Source organism: Consotaella salsifontis, from assembly GCF_900167365.1.
In the GTDB taxonomy this organism is placed as follows: domain Bacteria; phylum Pseudomonadota; class Alphaproteobacteria; order Rhizobiales; family Rhizobiaceae; genus Consotaella; species Consotaella salsifontis.
In genome coordinates this window covers 78101-98957 of the sequence record NZ_FUXL01000017.1, presented here as the reverse complement: position 1 = coordinate 98957, position 20857 = coordinate 78101, and the positions used below count along the sequence as shown (strand labels likewise).

The 20857-nt window shown below is 62.7% G+C and carries 20 protein-coding genes and 1 tRNA gene; 9 read left to right on the top strand and 12 right to left on the bottom strand.

Annotated features, from left to right (window positions below; translation table 11 throughout):
• The 7 genes from B5D38_RS18795 to B5D38_RS18765 form a co-directional block, all read left to right on the top strand.
• Nucleotides 1–1339: fucose isomerase (locus B5D38_RS18795; protein ID WP_078709997.1), on the top strand; the 1339-nt coding region annotated here is incomplete at its 5' end.
• Nucleotides 1340–1411: 72 nt separating this feature from the next.
• Nucleotides 1412–3580, top strand: coding sequence for a glycoside hydrolase family 31 protein (locus B5D38_RS18790; protein ID WP_078709996.1), 2169 nt, complete (start codon nucleotides 1412–1414; stop codon nucleotides 3578–3580).
• Nucleotides 3581–3602: 22 nt separating this feature from the next.
• Nucleotides 3603–4205, top strand: coding sequence for a TRAP transporter small permease (locus tag B5D38_RS18785; RefSeq protein WP_078709995.1), 603 nt, complete (start codon nucleotides 3603–3605; stop codon nucleotides 4203–4205).
• 11 nt (nucleotides 4206–4216) lie between these two features.
• Nucleotides 4217–5506, top strand: coding sequence for a TRAP transporter large permease (locus tag B5D38_RS18780; RefSeq protein WP_078709994.1), 1290 nt, complete (start codon nucleotides 4217–4219; stop codon nucleotides 5504–5506).
• Between the two features lie 74 nt (nucleotides 5507–5580).
• Nucleotides 5581–6642, top strand: a complete 1062-nt coding sequence (gene dctP / locus B5D38_RS18775) for a TRAP transporter substrate-binding protein DctP (protein ID WP_078709993.1) — start codon at nucleotides 5581–5583, stop codon at nucleotides 6640–6642.
• A gap of 91 nt (nucleotides 6643–6733) precedes the next feature.
• The gene (locus B5D38_RS18770; protein ID WP_078709992.1) at nucleotides 6734–7810 is read left to right on the top strand and encodes a glycerol dehydrogenase; all 1077 of its coding nucleotides are present in this window, start codon (nucleotides 6734–6736) and stop codon (nucleotides 7808–7810) included.
• Nucleotides 7811–7984: 174 nt separating this feature from the next.
• On the top strand, nucleotides 7985–8845 hold the full coding sequence (locus B5D38_RS18765) for a DMT family transporter (protein ID WP_165690908.1): 861 nt from the start codon (nucleotides 7985–7987) through the stop codon (nucleotides 8843–8845).
• Here B5D38_RS18765 and B5D38_RS18760 read toward each other — a convergent pair.
• Together B5D38_RS18760 and B5D38_RS18755 are read right to left on the bottom strand one after the other, a co-directional pair.
• A complete protein-coding gene (locus tag B5D38_RS18760) occupies nucleotides 8830–9621 on the bottom strand; it encodes a DeoR/GlpR family DNA-binding transcription regulator (RefSeq protein ID WP_078709990.1) in 792 nt (263 codons plus the stop codon). The genes B5D38_RS18765 and B5D38_RS18760 overlap by 16 nt on opposite strands.
• 272 nt (nucleotides 9622–9893) lie before the next feature.
• Entirely contained in the window at nucleotides 9894–10835 is a 942-nt protein-coding gene (locus tag B5D38_RS18755; protein ID WP_078709989.1) for an alpha/beta hydrolase family protein, read from the bottom strand.
• A 132-nt stretch (nucleotides 10836–10967) separates the two neighbouring features.
• On the opposite strand from B5D38_RS18755, the gene B5D38_RS18750 reads away from it, so the two are divergent.
• Complete coding sequence (locus B5D38_RS18750; protein ID WP_342587369.1) at nucleotides 10968–11330, top strand: winged helix-turn-helix transcriptional regulator; 363 nt, start codon at nucleotides 10968–10970, stop codon at nucleotides 11328–11330.
• A 289-nt stretch (nucleotides 11331–11619) separates the two neighbouring features.
• Here B5D38_RS18750 and B5D38_RS18745 read toward each other — a convergent pair.
• The 8 genes from B5D38_RS18745 to B5D38_RS18710 all read right to left on the bottom strand — a co-directional run bounded on the left by B5D38_RS18745 (nucleotide 11620) and on the right by B5D38_RS18710 (nucleotide 18104).
• A tRNA-Gly gene (locus B5D38_RS18745) sits at nucleotides 11620–11694 on the bottom strand.
• Between the two features lie 304 nt (nucleotides 11695–11998).
• Nucleotides 11999–12508 carry an L-2-amino-thiazoline-4-carboxylic acid hydrolase gene (locus B5D38_RS18740; RefSeq protein WP_078709987.1) on the bottom strand — a complete coding sequence of 170 codons (510 nt, stop codon included), beginning with the start codon at nucleotides 12506–12508 and terminating at the stop codon, nucleotides 11999–12001.
• A gap of 118 nt (nucleotides 12509–12626) precedes the next feature.
• Nucleotides 12627–13088, bottom strand: coding sequence for a NanQ anomerase/TabA/YiaL family protein (locus B5D38_RS18735; RefSeq protein WP_078709986.1), 462 nt, complete (start codon nucleotides 13086–13088; stop codon nucleotides 12627–12629).
• Nucleotides 13089–13385: 297 nt separating this feature from the next.
• On the bottom strand, nucleotides 13386–14342 hold the full coding sequence (locus B5D38_RS18730; protein WP_078709985.1) for a C-terminal binding protein: 957 nt from the start codon (nucleotides 14340–14342) through the stop codon (nucleotides 13386–13388).
• A gap of 40 nt (nucleotides 14343–14382) precedes the next feature.
• Nucleotides 14383–15138, bottom strand: coding sequence for an SDR family oxidoreductase (locus B5D38_RS18725; RefSeq protein ID WP_078709984.1), 756 nt, complete (start codon nucleotides 15136–15138; stop codon nucleotides 14383–14385).
• Nucleotides 15139–15157: 19 nt separating this feature from the next.
• Nucleotides 15158–16180: a zinc-dependent alcohol dehydrogenase gene (locus tag B5D38_RS18720; RefSeq protein WP_078709983.1), complete on the bottom strand. Its 1023-nt coding sequence runs from the start codon at nucleotides 16178–16180 to the stop codon at nucleotides 15158–15160.
• Between the two features lie 161 nt (nucleotides 16181–16341).
• Entirely contained in the window at nucleotides 16342–17325 is a 984-nt protein-coding gene (locus B5D38_RS18715; protein WP_078709982.1) for a 2-dehydro-3-deoxygalactonokinase, read from the bottom strand.
• The gene (locus B5D38_RS18710; RefSeq protein ID WP_078709981.1) at nucleotides 17307–18104 is read right to left on the bottom strand and encodes an IclR family transcriptional regulator; all 798 of its coding nucleotides are present in this window, start codon (nucleotides 18102–18104) and stop codon (nucleotides 17307–17309) included. Before B5D38_RS18710 ends, B5D38_RS18715 begins: the two co-directional genes overlap by 19 nt.
• A 155-nt stretch (nucleotides 18105–18259) precedes the next feature.
• Between B5D38_RS18710 and B5D38_RS18705 the strand changes: the two genes are divergently transcribed.
• Complete coding sequence (locus tag B5D38_RS18705) at nucleotides 18260–19198, top strand: sugar kinase (protein ID WP_078709980.1); 939 nt, start codon at nucleotides 18260–18262, stop codon at nucleotides 19196–19198.
• Nucleotides 19199–19306: 108 nt separating this feature from the next.
• On the opposite strand, the gene B5D38_RS18700 is transcribed toward B5D38_RS18705, so the two are convergent.
• Both B5D38_RS18700 and kdsB read right to left on the bottom strand, forming a co-directional pair.
• Nucleotides 19307–19921, bottom strand: coding sequence for a histidine phosphatase family protein (locus B5D38_RS18700; RefSeq protein ID WP_078709979.1), 615 nt, complete (start codon nucleotides 19919–19921; stop codon nucleotides 19307–19309).
• Nucleotides 19918–20712: a 3-deoxy-manno-octulosonate cytidylyltransferase gene (gene kdsB / locus B5D38_RS18695; protein WP_078710001.1), complete on the bottom strand. Its 795-nt coding sequence runs from the start codon at nucleotides 20710–20712 to the stop codon at nucleotides 19918–19920. The genes B5D38_RS18700 and kdsB overlap by 4 nt, the downstream gene beginning before the upstream one ends.
• Nucleotides 20713–20857 lie beyond the last annotated feature (145 nt).

Sequence of the window (20857 nt, the reverse complement as noted above, 5' to 3'; positions counted from 1 at the left end):
CAAACCCAAGATCGGCCTTGCCGTCGTCGGCCGGGTCAATTTCGATGTCGCCTATGCCGAGGAGAAGCTCCAGAAGGCGCTGGAAACGCTGAAGCTCGTGGATGCCGACTTCATCGGCGAGCCGAAGATCCTCTTCGACGCCGATGCGGCCGCCGCTGCCGTACCCGCGCTGACCGCCGAGCCCCTCGACCTCCTTCTCATCCTCCAGGTCACGTTTGCCGACGCGACCATGACCCTCGGCCTGACCGAGGCGGTCGATGCGCCCGTCATGATGTGGTCCTTCCCCGAGCCGCGCACCGGCGGCCGGCTTCGGCTCAACTCCTTCTGCGGCGTCAATCTCGCCGCCCATGCCCTCAGCCGGCGCGGCAAATCCATCGACTATGTCCATGGCGAGCCCGACGACGCGAGCGCGGCCGGAAAGATTGCGACCGCCGCCAAGGCTGCGGCCCTCGTCCGCCGTTTCAAGAGCACCAAGCTTCTCGTCGTCGGCGAACACCCCGACGGCTTCGATCCGTGCGATTTCGATGCTGGCGAGCTTGCCTCCCGCTTCGGCATCACCGTCGATCAGCAGCCGGTCAAGGCCTTCATCGAGGAGGTCAAGGCCGCGCCCGAGGACCTCGCCGACAATGGCTGGGCGCGGCGCAGCCACGAGTTCGGCAATCTCGCCGAGATGGACGAGGTCGCCACCCGGAAGACGCTGAAGATCCACGGCTGCCTCTCGCAGCGCGCCAAGGACAAGGGCTATGCCGGCATCGCCGTGCGTTGCTGGCCCGATTTCTTCATCGACTATGGTTGCGCGGCCTGTGGCGCCCTCGCCCTGCTCAACGAGGATCGCATCCCGGCGGGCTGCGAGGCCGACGTCTACGGCGTCATCACCTCGCTGCTGCTTCAATGGGCGAGCGACGACGGTGCGGTGTTCAACTCCGATCTCGTCGACATCGACACCAAGGACGACACGGTGGTGTTCTGGCACTGCGGCCAGGCGCCCATCGACATGGCCGATCCCGAGGCCGAGACGCGGGCGACGGTCCACTCCAACCGCAAGATGCCGCTTCTTTCGGAATTTCCGCTAAAGCCGGGGCGCATTACCGTGGCGCGCCTCAGCCGTAGCGGCGGCAGCCTGCGGCTCATGCTGGCGGGCGGCGAGATGATCCGGCGGCCCCTCGCCTTCTCCGGCACCGCCGGCGTCGCCAGGCTCGACGCCTCCGCCGCCAGCTATCTCGAAACCATCATATCCGAGGGCCTCGAGCACCACACCGCCGTGGTCTACGGCGAGCACCGCCCAGTGCTGCGCGCCTTTGCCAAACGCCTCGGCATCCCCGTCGTCGAGATGGCGTGAAAGCGATGGCGGCGCCGGCCGTCCGGGCGCCGCCACCGAAGGACTGAATCCACAAAGGAACAAGGCTCGACGATGCCCGCCCAACATCCCAACCCAGAAAGCCTTTCGCCGCTCGGCGGCTTGAGCCTCATCAGTGCGGAAGGCGGTCAAGCACGCTTCCAGACTGATGAAGGCGAATTGTCCCTGACCGTCTGGGCGCCGGGCATTCTTCGCTTCCGGCTGGGCGACGCTACAGTCAACGACTATGGCCTTGTTCGAGCGGCGGCAGCCCCAGTGCCCTTGCGTGTCAAGGAAGAAGCTGCGGCGATCCATCTGGAGACCGAAGCTGAGAAGCCATTCGAACTCGCGCTCGGCCGGGCCCCCTTGAGCCTATCGCTGTTCCGCGACGGCCGATCGGTGGTCGCTCCGCCCCAGGACAGTCATTTTGTTCGCCGTTTTCGACTGCCGCCTTTCGCGCGCACTTCCGATGGCTGGTTCTTTTCCTTCGATCTGCCGTTCGGAACGCCCGTCTATGGCGGCGGCGAGAAATACTCCGGTCTGAACCGGAGAGGCCAGCTCGTCGACAATTGGAACGAGGACGCACTCGGCGTCAATTCGGAGCGCTGCTACAAGAATTGCCCGTTCATGTGGAGCCCTGACGGCTGGGGCATTTTCGTCAACACTCCGGCGCGCGTCGTCCACGGGGTCGGCTATCCGCAATGGTCGAACCAGAGCTACGGCGCCTATGTAGACGACGCGGTGTTGGACCTCTTTCTGATCGCAGCCGACAGCCCAGCCGAGATGTTGGAGCGCTATACCCATATCACCGGCCGCGCGCCCAAGGCGCCGACCTGGAGCTTCGGCAACTGGATCTCCAAGGCCTACTATCGAACCCCTGAAGAAGCTCTCGACATTGCCAAGACGATCGTTGACAGGCAGATTCCCTGCGATGTGCTGACCATGGATGGCCGCGCCTGGCAGGACACCGACACACGCTTCGCCTTCGAATGGGACGAGCGGCGATTTTCCGATCCAGCCGCCTTCTGTGCCGAGATCAAGCGATACGTGCCCAGGCTCTGTGTCTGGGAATACTCCTTGATCTCGGTGAACAATCCAGTTCACGCGGAGCTGGCCGAGGCAGGCTATCTGCTGAAGGACGAAACCGGAGCGCCCTACCACTACGAATGGGATCTGTCGCCCTTCGGCGAAGTGCTGACACCACTGCCGGCCAGCGGCCTGCTCGACTTCACCAACCCGGGCGCCTACGCTTGGTGGCGCGATCGCCACCAAGCGTTGTTCGCAGCCGGCGTCGACACCATCAAGGCCGACTTCGCCGAGCAGGTGCTCGACGACATGATTGCCAGCAATGGCGACGACGGCAAGCGCCTGCACAACGTTTATGCTTTGCTTTACAACCGTTGCGTCTACGAGGCGTGCCACGATGCATTCGGCGACGACGCGCTGGTGTGGAGCCGTTCCGGGTGGGCGGGTAGCCAACTGGCACCGATCCAATGGGCCGGCGACAGCCAATCAAGCTGGAGCGGACTCGCCGCCTCGATTATTGGGGGCCTTTCCTGGGGGCTGTCTGGCGTTCCCTATTATTCCACCGACATCGGCGGCTTCTACGGCGAACAGCCGACGCCGGAACTGTTCGTACGCTGGATGCAAGCGGGAGTCCTCGGCTCGCATTGCCGCTTCCACGGCATCGGCGCACGAGAGCCTTGGGCTTTTGGCGAGGACGTGGAAGCCATCGCCAAGGAATGGCTGGCTTTGCGCTACAGCCTCATTCCTGTTCTCGAAGATGCCTCGGCGCAAGCCGCCGAATGCGGCCTGCCGTTGATGCGCCCGATGGTCCTGGCGTTTCCGAAGGAACCTTTGAGCTGGGGGTTTGAAACCCAGTACATGCTGGGCGACGATCTTCTCGTGGCGCCCGTGATCCGTCCCGGCGGAGCCGTCGACTATTATCTGCCGGAGGGCGATTGGTACGATTTCTGGTCTGGCGACCACATTGCCGGCGGGCGCCGTATTGCGGACGTCATGCCGATCGATCGCATCCCCGTCTTCGTCAGATCCGGCGCTGTGTTGAAGCTGGGCCCCGCAGTTCAGAACACCAATCAGATACCAGCCAACCGGCGGATCGCCACGGTGCGTGTCTTCGGACGCCCTCGTCCCGACGGCGCGCGGTGGACTGCGTCCCTTCGCATGGAGGCGGGAGAAGTGGTCGTCGACGATCCGGAAATCGGCATCGATAGAATTCCCTGAACAAGCGCAGGGAGGAGCGCAGATGTTTCGCAAGTTAATTATCGGTCTGGATTGGTTCAACACGATCGCCACCAAGGCGGCGGGGTGGCTGGCGACCGTGTTGCTGATGGTCATGACTACGGTGGTGACCATCCACGTGATCTGCCGTTACGGCTTCGGATACAGCTTCGTCTGGACCGAGGAGGTGGCACGCTACCTGATGGTCTGGATGACGTTCCTCTTCTTCCCGCTGGGTCACAAGCGCGGAATGAACGTGGCCGTCGATTTCCTGGTGGTCGCTTTCCGTAACACCAAGGCCGGCATTGCGCTCCGGTTGGTGCTTGAGATCATGGTCGTGGTCCTCGCCGTCTTCTGCGTCAAGATCTCGCTTGGCATGATCGGGCGCGGCATGAGCACCATGACGCAGGCGCTTCAGGTCCCAGTCGGGCTCATCTACCTGGTCCTGCCCTTGAGTTTCGGCCTCACTTTCCTCTGCGCAGTGGAGAAAGTGCTGGAGCTTTCCGCGCGTCTCGCCGGACAGCGCGTGGTCGCGATCGATGAAGAGACGATCTCAACCGAAGATCACGGCACCGACGACGAGGACGGAGCCACTCTACCAGCCGTCGCAGTCGGCCGCAGCGAATAGGGAGGACGCACGTGACTTTCTTGTACATCTGGTTCTTTGCGGGCTTCCTCATCATCGGAATGCCGATGGTCTACATGATGCTGCTCGCGCCTGGCATCGCGCTTTACCTGGAAGGCAAGGAGGTTTTTCTCAATCTTCTGTTCCAGCGTCTCTTTGCCGGCATCGACAGTTTCCCTCTGATGGCGCTGCCGTTCTTCATCCTTGCCGGCGAGATGATGACGGCAGGCGGCGTGACGCAGCGGATGGTGAACTTCGCCAATGCGCTCATTGGACACTTGCGCGGTGGACTCGCTCACGTCACCGTCTGTTCAGCAGTGATGCTGGCGGGAGGTTGCGGCTCAGCCGTCGCCGACGCTTCTGCGCTTGGCTCGATCATGATTCCGGCGATGCGCAAATCCGGTTATTCGGCGCGGTTTTCCTCGGCCGTCGTAGCCGCCTCGGCAGTCATCGTTTCCATCATTCCGCCATCCGGCATTTTCATTCTTTACGCCTTCATCATGAACGTTTCCGTGGCGGCCATGTTTGCTGGTGGCGTCATCGCCGGCCTGCTGATCGCCATCGCGCTGATGATCGTCATCGCAATCCGCGCGCACTTCGAGAAGATGCCGCGCGCCGACAAGCGGGCCTCGATGGCAGTCGTCTTGAAAACAGGGCGCGAGGCGTTCCTGCCCCTGATGACGCCGGTCATCCTTATCGGCGGCATTATCGGCGGCGTCTTCACGCCCACCGAGGCCGCGGCGATCGCCGCCGTCTATTCGATGATCCTCGGCCTCTTCTACACAAAGGAGATCAAGTTCAGCGGCCTGCCAGGCATCTTCGCCCGCACGGCTTTGAGTTCCGCCGTCATCCTGATGCTGGTCGGGGCGGCCGTCTCCTTCGCTTCGGTCGTGAGCCTCAAGGGGACACCGCAACTGGTCTCGTCCTTCGTGCTATCGATCACGTCCGATCCCTATCTCCTGTTCTTCCTCATCAACGTCCTGCTTCTCATCGTCGGGATGCTGATGGATGCGGGGCCGGCGATCCTCATCCTGGCGCCGATCCTCGCGCCTGTGATGACGCACCTTGGCATCGACCCGGTCCACTTCGCCGTGGTGATGAGCATCAACATGATCATCGGCTTGATCACCCCGCCGATGGGCCTGGTCCTCTTCGTTATCTCGGGGATCAGCCGAGAACGCGTCGAGGCGATATCGCTCCAGTTGCTGCCCTTCCTTTTCGCTGAGCTCTGCGTCCTCGCCCTCATCACCTACGTGCCGGATCTCGTCCTGATGCTACCGCGGGCCCTGGGCTACGTGCAGTGAAGGCGGCCTATGCTGCTCGATCAAAGCGCCGCTCCATGCGGCGCCGACAAAAATTAACAATCAAGGAGGAAAACATGAAGCTCTTCGCAACGATGATCGCCGGCGCAAGCCTGATGGCGATGATGCTGCCGCTCCCGGCGGCGGCCGAAACCACGCTAAACCTGACATTCCTCGCCAACCAGAACGACGAGGACTACGATGGTGCGATGGTCTTCAAGAACTATGTCGAGACCAACACGAACGGCTCCGTGAAAGTGGATGTCTTCGCCGGCGCGCAGCTCTGTGGCTCTGCGGTGGAGTGCTTTGAAAGCCTGAAAGCCGGCGTCGTTGACATCTACAACGGAACTGCCGGCGGCGCTGCTGTGATCTATCCCCCCATCCAGGCGCTCGACATTCCCTATCTCTTCTCTTCCGATCGCGTGGTGATGGACGTGCTTCGCGGGCCGCTGGAACAGCAGATTCGCGAACGCGTCCTGGAAGCCACCAATAACGAGATCATGCTTCTGGCCATCGGCCAAACCGGCGGCTGGCGCGGCATCGGCACGACCAAGAAGCAGGTGAAGACGCCAGCCGACATGGCAGGCCTCAAGATTCGCACGATCGAGTCGCCAATCCAACAGACGCTGGTGCGCAATATGGGGGCTTCACCAACGCCCCTGCCCTTCTCGGAAGTCTATACAGGGCTCACCACAGGGGTCATCGACGGCTCGCTGAATTCCATCAGCGACATTGTCTCCGCCAACCTCAACGAACAGATCAAGTATCTGACGCTTGAGCGAAACGCCTATATGACCAACATGTGGTACATCGGGAACACCAAGTTCCAAAGCTTGACCGAAGAAGAAAAGACCGTCGTTCTCGACGGGGCTCATCTCTTCGCTGATGTCACCTTTGGCGTACAGCCCTCCAAAGAACTGGCCGCCTACCAAGCTTTCCGCGACTCGGGAGGCACGATCTATATCCCCACAAAGGAAGAAACTGCCGAGTTCAAGAAGCAGGCCGATCCGGTCCGCGAGTGGTATCTCGGGCAGTATGGCGAGGAAGGCAAGGAATTCCTCGCCATCATCGAAGATGACATCAAACAGGCGAGCGACAAGATCGCGGCTGCGAACCAGGCCGCCATCGCCAATCAATAAGCTTCGTCTCACGAGCTTACGCGCGGCCTCCCGCGGCGCGTAAGCCGTACTTGCCCAGACCAACCGCAACCTATGAAAGACATCCAAAGTCATGACCAAAATCATGATCTCGCCGGCCAAGTTCGTCCTGGGTGGCGGCGAACTCTCAAGACTCGGCGTCTATCTCGACGATTACGGCACCAAGTCTTTGCTTGTTGCTCACAAGGACGACGAAGCACGCGTGGCCACTTCGCTCACCGCCTGCGGGAATAAAATCACGTCTGCTGGCTTCTCGGGCGAGTGCAGCAAGACCGAGATCGAACGCCTACTGGGCGTGGCCAGGTCAGGCGGATTCGACTGCATCGTCGGCTTGGGTGGCGGCAAGGCTCTCGACACGGCAAAGGCTGTCGCAAACAATTTGAAGGCGCCGGTCGTTGTCGTGCCGACCATTGCTTCAACCGATGCACCGACAAGCGCACTGTCAGTAATCTACACGGACGATGGTGAGTTTGAAGAATACAGCTTCTATAAGCGGAACCCAGATCTCGTATTGGTCGATAGCGCGGTGATCGCGGCGGCTCCGGTTCGCTTTCTGGTCGCGGGCATGGGCGACGGTATGTCGACGTTTTTCGAGGCGCGCGCCTGCGCCAAATCCTTCGCGACGGCAATGGCTGGCGGGCAAAGCACCAAGGCAGCGCTTGCCATCGCGGAGCTGTGTTATCGAACGCTGCTGGAAGACTCGGTTAAGGCTAAAGCCGCTTGCGAGCGCAAGGTCGTCACTCAGTCCCTCGAGAACGTTATCGAGGCCAATATCCTCTTGAGCGGCCTTGGCTTCGAGAGCAGCGGACTGGCGGCGGCCCATGCCATCCACAATGGCCTGACCAGGCTGGAAGAGACACATCACTTCTTTCACGGCGAGAAGGTTTCGTTTGGAACGCTCGTTCAGTTGGTCCTCGAGGCCGCTCCGCAGGCGGAAATCGATACCTACACGCGATACTGCCGCAGTGTCGGCTTACCGCTGTCGTTTGGCGAACTGGGCGTCAGGGATCTTGATCCAGATCGCTTGATGGATGTTGCCAAGGCTGCCACGGCGCCCAACGAGACCATTCACAACATGCCCTTCAAGGTCACCGCAGACATGGTCTATGCCGCGCTTCTCGTCGCCGATCAAATCGGACGCGCCGCGTGAGGCAATGGCTCTGACGGCAAGTCCGCCCGAACCATCGATCGCTCCGCCTTGCCATAGAGCACCTCCGTCAAGTTCGCGACAGGACACTTGAGACGGGTGAAGTCATTGTCGCCCACCCGTCACATCGCTGGCCAGCCGTCTATGCGCTCCGATTATCGGCCTCAGATCGCTCTCGTGGTCGCTGGCTTTTCCCTTTATTCGGCCGTTGACGCGCTGACGAAGTATCTCTCGCTGCGATATTCGATCCTGCAGATATTGCTGATCGACACGCTCGTTTCCCTGCTTCCGATCACGCTTATCGGTTTCGTCCACGGCAAAGGATGGCGCGGTCTGAGCATCCGAAGCCTTCCGCTTCATAGCGTCAGGGCGATGTTCGGTCTTGGCGCCATGATCCTGAACCTATACGCCTTTGCGCATATGCCCCTGGCCGACGCTTACGCGATTCTTTTCTCGGGCCCGCTTGTCATGACCGCCTTGTCTTCGCTGATGTTCAAGGAGAAGGTGGCGCCTTCCGCCTGGGCGGCGATCGCGGGTGGCTTTGCGGGCATCTTGGTCATGCTCCGTCCAAGTGGGCCAGCCATCGGGACCGGCGCCTTGAGCGCCGTGCTGGGAGTACTCTGCTTTTCCTTCTCGGCGCTGATCATCCGGCATTTTGGGCAGAACGAGACGCCAATTTCGTTTCCGCTTTACGGCAACGGTACCGCCGCAGCCGCGATTGCATGCCTGCTAGCATTCGGCTGTCCCGGGGGCATCGTGACGCCAACCCAATACGACCTCGGGGTAAATGTGGTAGCGGGGCTTATTCTCGGGATTGCGGCGACAGCCGTTCTTGCGGCCTTTCGCGCCGCGCCTGCGTCCGTCGTCTCTCCCTTCCAATATTACCAGATGGTATGGGCTGTTCTGTTGGGATGGCTCATTTTCGGCGACACGCCGACGCCCTTCCTCGGCATCGGAGGGTCTCTCATCATTGGAAGCGGGCTGTACCTGCTTCGGACAGAGAACAGGCGTGCACAGGCCAATCACTCGACCAAATGAACCACGACGCCCGACTGTTGGATCATATCATCATAGGGTGCATCGGGCATTCGATCGAGAAACAGCGCGTTGACAAGCGATAGATGGCCGACCTTCACCATCGCCGCACGGCCGAATTTCGTGTGATCCGTCACGAGGAATGACGTACGCGAATTCGCTATGGCGACCCGGACGAGGCTTGCCTCCCGGGTGTCGAAGTCAAGGAGCGTTCCGTCCGCGTCAACTCCCGAAATACCGAGGATGGAAAAGTCGACCTTGTAGCGGTTGAGAGATTCAAGAGCGGCTTCGCCAAACACGGCAAGATCAGCAAGTCGAACGATTCCACCTGCCATCGTCACCTCGAATCCCTCGCCGGCCGCCATCATGCTGGCGACGCTCAAGCTCGTCGTCAGGACCCGCAGATCCTTCTTGGTGTCCAAGAGCTGCCGGGCGACGGCCTCCGCCGTGGTTCCGATGTCGATGAAGAGCGAAGATCCATCGGGAATGCGCGCTGCGGCAGCTTTGGCGATCCGGACTTTCTGATCCCACAGCGTTGCCTGGCGCGTCGAATAGTGCGCATTGCGCGAATTCGAAACCAGACTGGCGCCTCCATGATAGCGGCGCAGTATGCCCAGGGTACAGAGACGCGCGATGTCCCGTCGAATCGTCTGCGATGAAACATTCATCGATTCAGAGAGCTGCTCGACAGTGACGAAGCCGCCGACTTTTGCCCTCTCGACAATAGCTTGCTGCCGATCGCTCAGGCTTTCATGGCGTGAATCGAGGGCGGCCGACATCCGTGGATCCATCATGGTTCGCGCATTCCGAATTCATCCGCCGCCATGGCGACAAAGCAACAACGCACTGCGCAGCCAGAGGCTGTTTGAGCGAAGATGAACACTAGAAAATCCGGAAGAGCTTTGCAATTGCATTGCTCGTGCATCGCCTGCCGCAAGGGAGGGGTGAAAACGGCGCGGTGGTCCGGCCCTCCGATGCCGGAATCCTCACCAACAGCCGCGATGGTGTCGATCGCCGCCGTGCAGCCGCAGGGCTTCGCTTGCTGCGCCGATCATCCCGACTTCGTCTGAAGCCGGCCGTGAGGGGCGATGGCATTCGCAAGGGTTGCGCTCGCCGACGACCACGCGGTCTCATCACCCAGCAGTTGTTGGCGCAGATAGGCTAGGGTCACCTGCTGGATCAGGGCCACTCGGTCGGGATTTTCGTCGGTGGTTTCGGTGACCTCGTAGCCCGAAATACCCCCGAGCATGTGCTCGCCGCCGAAAGCGACCAGAAGCGCCTTGCGACCGGGGGCAAGAAAATAAGGTTCGTAGAACCAATCGGGCCCGCGCTCGGTCAGTGGCGAGTGATCTGCGTCCCCTGCGACGATCAGGGCCGGTGTGACCATGTGGTCGAAGCTGGTGTTCAGATAGGGCGTCATGGTCCGCCCGATCTCGCTCAGAGCGTCGCCTCCCTTGCCACCCGATGCCAATAGAATACCGGCCTTGACCCGTCGATCGGACATGTCCTCGTCGGCGCCGTCCGTCACCATGCGCGCACCAAGCAGCATGCTCGTCGTCTGGCCACCGAAGGAGTGGCCGGCAGCCGCTATGTTGGTACGATCGACCCTTCCGGCCAAACCGGGCACTGACTGCTCGATGCGGTCGAGATTGTCGAGAATGCGTTTGGCGTCCTGCACTCGGGTGCGCCAGAGCGATGGCCGTCTTGCGTCGTCCGGCGCCAGGCCGAGCCGTCGCGAATCGAGATAGGTTGGCTGAACGATGACAAAGCCGTGCGCCGCCCAATAGTCGACCAGAGGCGCATAGCCGTCCATCGACGATCCGAAACCATGCGAGAACAGCACCAGGGGAAGATCGACGCCCGTTACCGGCGCGGAGAGGCGCAGTTGCAGATCTTCTCCACGACCGGGAGATGGCAGACGCAATGAGCGAACCGATACGACCGGCACCGCCGCGTCCATGTTCGCTTCGCGAAAGGTTGGCTTTTCGAGCATCAGAGGGTCCGTTTGCTGAAACCGGGCGCTGGATGTGGATCCCCGCCAGGTCTACATTTGTGACTAGCAAAAAATACGTGACCGACTATCGTTCAACAAGAACGCATATTTTCTGGACCAGGTCCTATGAACATGACCAATGTTCTGAGCGAGCTCTCGAACTGTTCCGGCGTCAGCGAAGTGCTCGGCCGGATCGGAGACAAGTGGACGGTTCAGATCGTCGTCGTGCTGAGCCGGCAGCCGGAACGTTTCAACAGCATCAAGCGGCAAGTGCCGGGCATTTCGCAACAGATGCTGACCAGGACGCTCAAGGCGCTGGAGCGCGATGGGCTGGTCGACCGGTCGGTTCGTCACACCACGCCGCCACAAGTTGAATATTCGCTGACGAAGACCGGAGTCTCTCTCGCGGAAGCCGTTCGACACCTCGCCGCCTGGGCGATCGAGCATAGGGAGTTCATTCGCGACAGTAGGGCACGCTACGACGACGCGCGGTGAGCGGCGTCTCCGAAGGTAACGGTCAGCCATCGACGATAACGGCAGTGCGGCGCGGCTGTTCGCGTTTCCATTCGCGGCAATGCGGCGCGCTTCGAATGGTGCAACCCATGACGCCGGCGCGAACCGTAGGCTCCCTCACGAAGCCCGGCTTCGATTCAAGGCGCCGAACCCGCGCCCCGCCATTCGGAGGCCTTCCTCCGGCTGCTACGACGCGGCATCGAATTCCGCACCGGGCGCCGCCTAGAGCAGCAACACCGCAGCCTAACATACTGATCTTAAATGAAAAAAATGGAGCGGGCGATGGGATTCGAACCCACGACCCCAACCTTGGCAAGGTTGTGCTCTACCCCTGAGCTACACCCGCCCGCTCCGTCCGTGCTGCCTAGCAGCGGGGACGGGCGCTATATGGCGCAAAGGCTGAGGGAATGCAACAGGAAATGACGCGCGACCCTGGCGATATTTGCTGGAGCCCGTCAGGTCCTTGTATTTAAAGCGGTTTTACCCATCGGCCACCCTGGTCGCGTCCGGATTCGCGTTCTTCCCAAGCGCCAGACTTCCAAGAGAAAGTGGCGGACTGATTCTGCCCTGGCCCGTTCGCGGCCCCGCCGTGGCAGGAGTGTTTGCGATGCTCCGCTCCAGGGCCGCGATCATGGCTTGACGCAGTGTCGTCAGGACTGCTTCGGCGATGAAAGCCGATAGCGGAAATCACAGTGGTCGGCGCCTTCCATCAGCGTCTGCGTGCGCGAGAACTCGATCGCGGGATTATAGCCTTCACAGAAGCGGCCATCGCGATTGCAGGACAGAACCGCCCCAAGATGGCCGAGCCCCATGGCCCGGTACATCTCGGCATAGCGACAGCGCCGAACATTGAAGTCGAGCCGTTTAGGGTCGGCGTGGAGCACGTCGATCTCGAGGGCGCCGTTGGCCGTCCAGCGTGGAAGTATGTCGGAAAAGTCCGCCAGATCAGGATCGCGGCCGAGTTCCTGACGGAACGCCTCGCCCTGGGCGACCGCGGCCCGGGAAACGGCCTCGTCGATGGTTCGACGCGCGACGTCCTCGCCATGGGAGGCAGCGAGGACATCGTAGACCTGGCGCAGCACCGAGGCCTCAATGCGCCGCTGATCGAGAATGGGCATGGGCGCCGCTGCGGTTCGCGGCTTCTCGTCATGGTCAGGCATTGCAGAGCCTCAAGGCGGAACTGGAACAGGGACGCCGCATGGTGCCCTCCTCGCTCCGCCTCGTCCAGCCTTCGAACGACGAAGGCTGGAGAAACTGGAATGCCGGCTAGAGTTGCCTTCAGAGGCGAATCTTGACCAGGATTTTGCGCACCTTCGCGGGACCGTCGGCCTCGCAGCAGGGGCGATGCACGTCCCAGGGATAGAAGACGCCGTAGCTTCCGGCCTTGAGCAGGAGATTCGCCTCCCCCGGCACCTCGGCGAAGAACTGCACGTCGCGCTCTTCCAGGAAGTTCTCGTTCGCCGGCGGAATGAGGTCGATGGGCGCGAAGCCGATGATCTCCTCGCCCGAGAAGATGAACTGGATGTCGATGTGGCGGGCGTGGGCCTCGGGCTTCTTCGTCGCCGGAGCGCCCGTCTCGTAATCCTGGACGACGGCGAACATCTGGTCCCCGTCGATCTCGACCCGGCCGGGCTCCGCGTTGGTCCAATCGCGCCCGGCGATGAATTCCAGGCCCTTGCGGATATTGGCCGGCAGTGTCGGCGCCTCGTTGGCGAGATTTGCGATTCGACCGAAGATCATGGGTTCGTTCCTTTGTCCGATATGCTGGTACGAAATGCGTTTCTGGGCGAACGCCGCGAGCCCGTCATGCCGCAGCCCATCCGCCCGAGGCGTTGGCCTAGTCTGGCGCTTCCCCAGGCCAAGCCTTTTTGCGTTCGATGCCGTGGCATTCTCCTGCGCCGAGCATCTACCCCAGGAAGAGCGAGAGTTCGGAAACGTGGGAAATGACCATGAGGCAGAGGATCATTACGAAGGCGCGCGAAGCCGCCGCTGTGGAAAGAAAAAGGCCGCCGGCGATATTGGCCGGCGGCCTTAAGGTCAGATCTTGTTGACCGGGTAATGGACGGGTTCGCCTTTGGCAAAACGCACGGCCTCCTCGGCAACCTTGCGCTTCAGCTCCAATGCCGAATGCTCCGAATACCAGCTCATGTGCGGCGTTACGAGGCAGTTCTTCATCTTGAAGAGCGGGGAGTCGGAAGCCAGCGGCTCCTTCTCCGTAGTGTCGAGCGCGGCGCCGGCGATGCGGCCGGAAGCCAGCGCCTCGGCCAGCGCCGCCTCGTCAATGATGCCGCCGCGCGCCGTGTTGATGATGAGGGCGTTCTTCTTCATCTTCGCGAACGCGTCGGCGTCGATGAGATTGCGCGTTTCATCGGTCAGCGGGCAGTTGATGGAGATGATGTCCGCCTCGCGGATCAGCTGGTCCAAAGACACGGGCGTGACGAAACCAAAGCCATCGGCCTCGTTCGGCGTACAATACTTGTCGTAGCAGATAACCCGGCAGCCAAGCCCCCTCACCTTGGATGCGAAAAGGCGGCCGATGCGTCCCAGGCCGATGATGCCGACCGTCTGCTCGCAGAGGCGATAAAGCGGCATGGAGTCGATGAAGTTCCAACCGCCCGAGCGGGTCTGTTCCACCATGGGCACGATCTTGCGCGCCAGCGCCATCATCAGCGCCAGGGCGTGATCCGACACCTCGTTCATGCCGTAGTCGGGAATATTGCAGATCTGGACGCCGGCCTTCGTCGCCGCGTCGACGTCGATGTTGTTGTAGCCGACGCCGTAGCGGATGATCTGCTTGAGGTTCGGCAGCGCGTCGAACACACGCGGCGTGAAGGGCGTGTACTGGTTGAGGACGATCTCGGCGTCCTTCAGACCGGCGATGGCGTCATCCTCGGTCTTCAGCGCCAGATGAGTGAACGTCATGCCGTTCTTGGAGAAGATTTCATTCTCCTGATCCATGGCCGCGTGATCGCAGTCGGAAACGACAATCTTCATGGGAAATCCTTGTTGATGATCGGAAGCGGGCGGTGGTCCATTACCGGCCGAGATAGCCGCCATCGACGGGCAGAACCGCGCCATGCACGTAATCGGAGGCCGAGGAAGCCAGGAAGAGGAGCGGCCCCTTCATGTCCTGCGGCTCGCCCCAGCGATGGGCGGGGATGCGCGCGGTGATCTCGCTGTTGCGCTTTTCGTCGGCGAGGAGCGCGGTGTTCATCTCGGTCGCCATGTAGCCGGGCGCGATGGCGTTCACATTGATGCCGCGCGAGGCCCACTCGTTGGCTAGCGCCTTTGTGAGCTGCATCACGCCGCCCTTCGAGGCGGCGTAGGCCGGAACAGTGAAGCCGCCGAAGAAGCTGAGCAGCGAGGCGATGTTGATGATCTTGCCACTGCCGGCGGCGAGCATCTCGCGGCCCGCGAGCTGGCACATGTCGAAGACGGCCGTCAGGTTCACTTCCAGCACGTCCTGCCAATCGGACATGGGGAAGTCCTCGCACTTGTGCCGCCGCTGGATGCCGGCCGCGTTGACGAGAATGTCGACGCCGCCAAGGGTCTTCAGGGCGTCGGCAAAAACCGTGCGCCGCGATTCCGCCTGGGCGAGATCCATCACCGCGCCCTGGACCTTGAGGCCCTTGGCCGAGATTTCCTCGGCGACGGCAAGCGCCTTGTCGCTGGTGCCGAAGATCATCACGTCGGCGCCGGCCTCAGCCAGCGCCTCGGCCATGCCGCGACCGAGGCCGCGCGTGCCGCCGGTCACCATGGCCTTCTTGCCGCTGATGTCGAAAAGGGTCATTTCCAAAGCTCTCCTGGCCTTATTTCGTGCAATCGACGAGGACCTTGACGGTGTTGACTGCAGGATCGGCGATCATTTCGAACACGCTCTCGGCCTCCGTGAGCGGCACGGTCTGGGTGACGATCTTGGCGAGGTCGTCCTTGAGGGCGAGCGCATAGGCGACGGACATGCCGAACTCGTGCTGGGTGTAGACGCGCGAGCCGATGATGGTCAGTTCCTTGAAGTTGAGATCGCGAAGGTCGACGGCATGCGGCGCCTTATGGATGCCGGTCATGCAGATCGTTCCGCCGACGCGGGCGATCTTGGTCATCTCGGCCGCCGCGCTCTCTACACCGGAGCATTCGAAGACGACATCCACGCCCTCGCCGTTCGTCGTCCGGGCGACGTAGTCGACAAGGCTCTCCTTCTTGACGTTGAGCGCCTCGAAGCCGAATTCGGCGCACATGGCCAGGCGCGCCTCGTCGATGTCCGAGATGATGATGCGGGAGGCGCCGCTGTGCTTCAGGACGATGGCCGTCAGGATGCCGATCGGGCCGGCGCCCATCACGACCGCCGAATCCAGAATCTGGAAGCGCGCCTGATGCATCGAACGCACGATCACCGCCAGGGGCTCGACCAGAGCCGCAACCTCGTCCGACAATTCGTCGGGCACCTTGAACAGCACGCTCTCGTCGACCCAGGCGTGGTCGGCCATGCCGCCGTCGCAGTCGATGCCGATAAGGCGCAGCTTCTCGCAGACATGGGGCGAACCGGTGCGACAGGGCCGGCACACACCGCACGACAACAGCGGATAGGCCACCACGCGGTCGCCTGGCTTGAAGCCATGCTTGCCGCCGCGCACTTCCTCCACCACGCCGACGAATTCGTGGCCGAGGATCAGGGGCGCCTTGGCGCGGGGATGCTTGCCGGCGAAAATGCCGATGTCAGTGCCGCAGACCCCGCAGAACCGCATCTTGACCTTCGCCGCTCCCTCCACCGGCTCGGGCGGCTGAACGTCGCGCACTTCGACCTTAGAGGGTGCGGTATAGACCAGGGCTTTCATAGGAACGAACTCCCGCTACGCCCCCACGTCGCGAGGGGCGTCCTTTTCAGAATTGACAATAAAAGGGCGAAAGGGCCGCCCGAGACGGTGCTTCCGGCATTCGCCCAAAGCCCGTCACCCAATGCACGCCGTCGCGCCCACACGGGCGGCGAGGCAATTCTTCACGCCGGCAGCAGCCCCGCCGCACCGGCAAACCGGAAAAGCCCGGCCGGAGCCGTGTTCTCCAACCGCGCCGCACACCGCACGCCAAAGACGTCGAACGCCTCCGCGTACCGCCGGCAGAGCGCGGCGTCGCCAATCATCAACAACGTTCCCTCGCCTCCTGCCCCGCCCGCGCCGGTGCGCCCGGCGGCGGAGGTGAGCTCATGGCCAATCAGAAGCCCGGAGAGATAATCCTTCAGAACGACCGGATTTAGCCGTCGCGTCAGGCCGAGAGTCCGCACCGCGAAGAGCTGGTGCGTCAGATCGCCGGGGTGACTGTCCCGTGCCGCCAGAAGCCCTTTCGCGAACGCGGCCTTGGCCTCTTCTTCATTCGCCTCGCCATTCTCCGGCATCAGCCGGCCGAGGATCGAATGCTTGGCGAGCACGGCGAACACCTCGCCCGTCATATAAGTGAAGAAGGTCGTCACCCGCCCGTCCTTGACGTCGAGCCACTTGGAATGCGTTCCGGGAAGAACCACAGTGGCGGCTTCAGCCCACTCGGGATGTTCCGCCAGCGCGCCGGCGATCTGAATCTCCTCGCCACGGATCACGTCCGGCTGTGCATCCTCGGGATCGAGCAGGATGCCGGGGGCGATATGCAGAACGCTGCCCTGGGGCGTCTCGACCGTCGCCGCGTGCGCGGCCAGCGTTGTTACATCGGCAGGGCACCGCACATAGGGCGCCTCGACCCAGCCCTGCGCGCTGCCCACCATGCCGCCGGCCACCAGCGGCAATGCAGGATGGGCCGCGAGCCATTCGCCGCAAAGGTCGGTGAACGCGGCCTCGAAGCCCTCCCGCCCCGGCCCCGGCAGGTTCTGAATGCCATGGGAGCTCTGGCGCTGCGCCAGAACCTCACCCTCGGCGCTCATCAGAAAACCGCGGAGACTGGACGTTCCCCAGTCCAATGCAATCAATGCAGGCCCGCTCACTTGCGCCCACTCCATCCCAGTTCCTGCGAAATCAATTCGGCCGTTTCCCTGACTCGGGGACCGACCTCGACGGCCCGCGCCTCATCCATGAACGGGGTCGCGGTGGAGATGCTCAGCGCCGCAACGACGGCGTCGCGGATATCGCGGATGGGCGCGGACACACAGCGGATGCCGACCTCGCTCTCCTCCCAGTCACGTGCCCAGCCGCGCTCGATGGAAAGCAGGATATCCGCCTCGAAGGCTTCCCAGCCGAGCGGCGCCGCGCGTTCGGGAAACCGCGCACTGGCCTCGCAGGCCCGCTCGTGCAGCTCGCGCCATTCGCAACGCTCCACGCCGAGGAGCAACGCCTTGCCCAACCCGGTTGCAGCCAAAGGCATGTTGTAGCCGATGCTGGAGCGCATCTCGAAACCGCGACTGCCCGCGATCTTTTCCAGATAAAGCACGTTGGAGCCGTCTCGCACGCCAAGATGCACGGTGTCGCGCGTCTCCAAGGCCAGCCGTTCCAGATGCGGCCGGGCAAGAGCCACCAGAGGCCGCTGCTCGATCGCCTTGAAGCCGAAGCCGATCAACTTCGGCCCAAGCAGATAGCCCCGGAACGGTATCTGATGAAGGTAGCCGGTCGCCACCAGACTCGCGAGCATGCGATTGACAGTGCTGCGGGGCAGATCGAGCCGGGCGGCCATTCCTTTGACGTCCGTCACGCCATCGGCGACGCACTCAAGCAGCGCAAGTCCGCGCGCCAGGGTCTGCGTGCCCTTGATGACTCGTTGGTTTGGATCGCCTTCGAAGTCCATAATCCGACTTCGCCCCCTCCGCTTGACGCCTGAGACTTTAGTTGCGGCGCGAAAGTGCGTCAATTAGTTTATCGATATGCGACATAGTGAGACACTTGCCTCCTAGGACCGCTGGTGGGATAGGAGGCTGACAACATAGTGGAGAAAGCGCCCAAATGGTTGATCACGTCAATGAGCCTGCCGACGGCGGCGCGGCGCCGCAGGGGCGCATCCTCGCGATTGGCGAGTGCATGGTTGAGCTTTCCTCGGCTCCTGAAGGCCTGCTGCGCATGGGCTTTGCCGGCGACACCTTCAACACGTCGTGGTATTTGCGCCGAGCGCTGCCCGCGTCCTGGCAGGTTTCCTATTTCAGCGCGGTCGGCGACGATCCGGTGTCGAGCGATCTGCTCGCCTTCATGCGAGAGGGGGGCATCGACACCAGCTTGGTGCGGCGGATCCCGGGCCGCATGCCCGGCCTCTACCTGATCCGTCTCAATGAGGGCGAGCGCAGCTTCTATTACTGGCGCGACACCAGCGCGGCGAAGCTGCTGGCGGATGACCGGGATGTCCTGCGCGCGGCGATCGAAGCCAGCAGTGCCTGCTATTTCTCCGGCATCACCATGGCCATCCTCTCCCCCGAGGCTCGCGCCACGCTCCTCGACGAGCTGCGACAGGCGCGCGATGCGGGCAAGCCGGTGATCTTCGATCCCAATCTTCGCCCGCGTCTCTGGCCCTCCAACGAGGTCATGTGCCAGGCGATCGAGGCAGCGGCAGCCGTCTCCACAATGTGCCTGCCCAGCTATTCGGACGACGAGGTCGCCTTCCGCGACGCCAGCCCTGAGGCGACGGCCCAGCGCTACCGCGCTCTCGGCGTCGCCGAGGTGGTAGTCAAGGACGGCCCCGAACCCGCCTATTTCGCGACCTCGGAAGAATTCGTCAGCGTCCCGGCGACGAAGATCGAGAAGGTGGTCGACACCACGGCGGCCGGCGATTCCTTCAATGCCGCCTACATCGCCGCCCGCCTGACCGGCGCCTCTGGCGTCGAGGCCGTCAAGGCCGGCCATGCCATGGCCGGAGAGGTCGTGGGCCACTACGGGGCGCTGATCCGCTCCTGATCGGGCGGCGTTAGCTTCAACTTCACGAAGGCCGCTGACGGCGCGCAGCCTCGCGGCCTTCGGTCGAGCCCGCCGGACGACGGGCCTGCCAACCAGGCCTTACGCTCGTCAGTCTTGCGGACGAATGTTCCAACGCTCGACGCGCGCTCCTCGCTCGGTCACGTCGACAAGAGCCAGCGCGCCGGTCGCCATCTTCGCCTCTTCAGGCGCGATCCCCAGCACCTTCGCGACAACCCGGAAAATACCGTTGCTCGAAACCGCGAGCACCGTCGCGTCGGGACCAGCCGCCTCCGTCATACGCCGCAGCAGCGCCGACCAGCGCATCAGGATCGTCTCCGGGTCTGGCTGCCAGCCGGCGTTTTCCGGCCAGATGCTGAGCCGCTGCCAACCGTCGATGTCCTCGTTCCCGTCGAGTTCTCGGATATCCTCGTTGGAAAGCCCCTCCCAGCGGCCGTAGTCGATCTCGCGAAGCTCCTCCACGATGGCCACCGCCGGGTCGCCCCCGACCTCCTCCGCGACAAGGCGAGCCGTCTCGACCGTGCGCTTCAGAGGCCCGGCGTAGATAAAATTCGGAGCAAGGCCCTGTCGCCGCAGCGCGACGCCGATGGCGCGGGCCTGTTCACGGCCTTTTTCCACCAAGGGGAGATCACTGCGCGCCCCGACCCAGACGACCCTGTCGCCGGGGCCAAAGGTGTTGCCATGCCGGGCCAGAACGAGCTTCATGCCCCTACCTCCGCGCCGACGAGCTCGCCTTCCTCGCTGATCAGGCGCTCAACGAGGGCGATGTCCTCGGGCGTATCGACAGAGGCGTGGGTGCGGCCGCGATAATCGACGAGGACGACACGCACCTTCATGCCGTTCTCGAGCGCGCGCAGCTGCTCCAGCCCTTCGGTCTGCTCCAGCGGCGAAGGCGGCAGGCTGATGTATCGGCTCAGGCTCTCCCGCGTATAGCCATAGAGGCCGATATGGCGATGGAGCGCGGCAAAGCCCTCCTTGCGCACGAAGGGAATGATCTGCTTCGAGAAATAAAGCGCGTTGCGGGAGAGATCGAAGGTCACGGTCGTGCCGCTGGATGGCGCCAACGCCTTATGGGCGCGAAAATCAGCCGCCATCTCCGACGTGAGCGGCACGGCGGGCGTGACGATGTCGAAGCCGGCGCCGTTGGTCATCTCCTCCACCATCGCCTCCAGAATCCAGGGCGGCGTCAAAATCGCGTCTCCCTGAAAGTTGATCACGGTCGGCTCCTCGATCCCGGCGAGCTCCAGTGCAGCATGGGTGCGCTCGGTGCCATTGCCGCACGACAAAGGGGTCATCACCGCCTCGGCGCCGAAGGATCGGGCGTGATCGACGATCCTCTCGTCGTCGGTGGCGACGACGACGCGCCCTACCCCCTTGACCGCGCGGGCGATGCGCCATGTACGCTCGAGAAGGCTGATGCCGGCCACCTCGATGAGGGGCTTGCCCGGCAGCCGTGTCGAACCATAACGGGCGGGAATGACGATGGCAGTGGCCACGAGGAGCCTCCGGAGCATGAAAAACGGGCAGCGATCGAAGATCGGCCGGCCATACCATAGGCGCCCGCCCTGTTGAACAGCAGGGAAGCGCGCCCTCGCCTCCTCCTGCGCGCGGCTGGCGCCCTGGAGCGGCGCATTTCAACTC

Coding starts and splice junctions, on each gene's coding strand:
- B5D38_RS18770 (WP_078709992.1), top strand. CDS start 6,734: ATGACCAAAATCATGATCTCGCCGGCCAAGTTCGTCCTGGGTGGCGGC.
- B5D38_RS18710 (WP_078709981.1), bottom strand. CDS start 18,104: ATGGACTTCGAAGGCGATCCAAACCAACGAGTCATCAAGGGCACGCAG.
- B5D38_RS18725 (WP_078709984.1), bottom strand. CDS start 15,138: ATGACCCTTTTCGACATCAGCGGCAAGAAGGCCATGGTGACCGGCGGC.
- B5D38_RS18730 (WP_078709985.1), bottom strand. CDS start 14,342: ATGAAGATTGTCGTTTCCGACTGCGATCACGCGGCCATGGATCAGGAG.
- B5D38_RS18755 (WP_078709989.1), bottom strand. CDS start 10,835: ATGCTCGAAAAGCCAACCTTTCGCGAAGCGAACATGGACGCGGCGGTG.
- B5D38_RS18700 (WP_078709979.1), bottom strand. CDS start 19,921: ATGAAGCTCGTTCTGGCCCGGCATGGCAACACCTTTGGCCCCGGCGAC.
- B5D38_RS18790 (WP_078709996.1), top strand. CDS start 1,412: ATGCCCGCCCAACATCCCAACCCAGAAAGCCTTTCGCCGCTCGGCGGC.
- dctP (WP_078709993.1), top strand. CDS start 5,581: ATGAAGCTCTTCGCAACGATGATCGCCGGCGCAAGCCTGATGGCGATG.
- B5D38_RS18705 (WP_078709980.1), top strand. CDS start 18,260: ATGGTTGATCACGTCAATGAGCCTGCCGACGGCGGCGCGGCGCCGCAG.
- B5D38_RS18715 (WP_078709982.1), bottom strand. CDS start 17,325: ATGGAGTGGGCGCAAGTGAGCGGGCCTGCATTGATTGCATTGGACTGG.
- B5D38_RS18760 (WP_078709990.1), bottom strand. CDS start 9,621: ATGTCGGCCGCCCTCGATTCACGCCATGAAAGCCTGAGCGATCGGCAG.
- B5D38_RS18740 (WP_078709987.1), bottom strand. CDS start 12,508: ATGCCTGACCATGACGAGAAGCCGCGAACCGCAGCGGCGCCCATGCCC.
- B5D38_RS18720 (WP_078709983.1), bottom strand. CDS start 16,180: ATGAAAGCCCTGGTCTATACCGCACCCTCTAAGGTCGAAGTGCGCGAC.
- B5D38_RS18785 (WP_078709995.1), top strand. CDS start 3,603: ATGTTTCGCAAGTTAATTATCGGTCTGGATTGGTTCAACACGATCGCC.
- B5D38_RS18750 (WP_342587369.1), top strand. CDS start 10,968: ATGACCAATGTTCTGAGCGAGCTCTCGAACTGTTCCGGCGTCAGCGAA.
- B5D38_RS18735 (WP_078709986.1), bottom strand. CDS start 13,088: ATGATCTTCGGTCGAATCGCAAATCTCGCCAACGAGGCGCCGACACTG.